We start from the raw sequence: 1,241 nt of genomic DNA, 5'->3' as shown, positions 1-1,241 counted from the left end.
AGCTCGTTGCCGATGAAGACCGCCCATTTGAGTTCTTCATGAACCGCTTCCGCTTGATGGAAGCGTGTCCGAAGCAAGATTATGTGGATACCACGGGCTTACCGCTCAGTACCATTCAAGACACCATTGATTGGGCGTTAGAGATGGGCTATTTGAGTGAAACGGAGACGCACTGGCAGATCACCGAGAAAGGAAAGCTGTTCCTCAACGACTTACTTGAAGCCTTTATGGCAGAAGAAGACGAAGAGTAAACCACGCGAACTACAAAAAAGCCTCTCAGACGAGAGGCTTTTTGTATAGAAACAGTTAACACTAAAAAATCGAACGGCCAATTCGCTCAGAGAGCAGTTCCAGTGCTTTCGTACCCGCCAATGAGTTCCCTGACGCATCAAGTTCTGGAGACCAAACCGCAATGGTCATTTCACCCGGCACTACGGCAATAATACCGCCGCCAACGCCAGATTTACCCGGCATACCCACACGGTAAGCAAACTCACCTGCGCCATCGTACAAACCACAAGTCGCAAGCAATGCATTCAGTTGCTTCGTTTGTGTTGGTGACACCACTGGCTTGCCCGTTTGCACGGAAGTGCCTTTATTAGCAAGGTAGCTAAAGGTTTTTGCTAAGTCCACACAGCTCATCTTTAAAGCACAGGCATGGAAGTAGTTTTGCAGCACAGGGATCACCTCGTTTTCGAAGTTTCCGAATGAACGCATTAGGTAAGCAATCGCCGCGTTGCGATCGCCGTGCATCATTTCCGAAGCGGCCACGACTTTGTCGTAGACAATGTGAGTATCGCCCGACAACTGACGAACAAACTCAAGTAACCGCTGACGAGGTGCAGACAAACGACTTTGCAGTAAGTCAGCCACAACAATTGCACCCGCGTTAATAAACGGGTTGCGTGGAATACCCTGTTCCATCTCCAACTGAATCAGCGAGTTAAACGCCTGACCTGATGGCTCTTTACCAACTCTTGCCCAAATTTCTTCTTGTTTGTACAAGCACATGGCCAACGTTAGGCTCAGTGCTTTCGAAATAGACTGAATAGAAAAAGACTCATCGGCATCGCCAGCCTTAATCACTTCACCTTCATTGGTGTATACCGCAATAGCTAATTTATTATTCGGTACTTTTGCCAGAGCCGGAATGTAGTCCGCCACTTTTCCTTGGCCGATCAAAGGGCGCACTTCCGCCAGAATATCTGTCAAAATTTCCGCTGTCGGGTTCATTGTCTACC

The 1,241-nt window shown here is 48.3% G+C and carries 1 protein-coding gene and 1 pseudogene; one reads left to right on the top strand and one right to left on the bottom strand.

Features of this window, described 5'->3' with window-relative positions; all coding sequences use genetic code 11:
* Positions 1 to 251: pseudogene (locus tag R7E00_RS24025) on the top strand (YggW family oxidoreductase); the annotation flags it as partial.
* Between the two features lie 61 nt (positions 252 to 312).
* Here the strand turns inward: R7E00_RS24025 and glsB are convergent.
* Complete coding sequence (gene glsB, locus R7E00_RS24020) at positions 313 to 1,233, bottom strand: glutaminase B (RefSeq protein ID WP_318124766.1); 921 nt, start codon at positions 1,231 to 1,233, stop codon at positions 313 to 315.
* Positions 1,234 to 1,241: the final 8 nt, after the last annotated feature.

This window comes from Vibrio sp. Vb1755, from assembly GCF_033338635.1.
GTDB classification, from domain to species: domain Bacteria; phylum Pseudomonadota; class Gammaproteobacteria; order Enterobacterales; family Vibrionaceae; genus Vibrio; species Vibrio alginolyticus.
The sequence above is the reverse complement of the archived record's forward strand: the minus strand, read 5'-3'. Positions and strand labels throughout refer to the sequence as shown.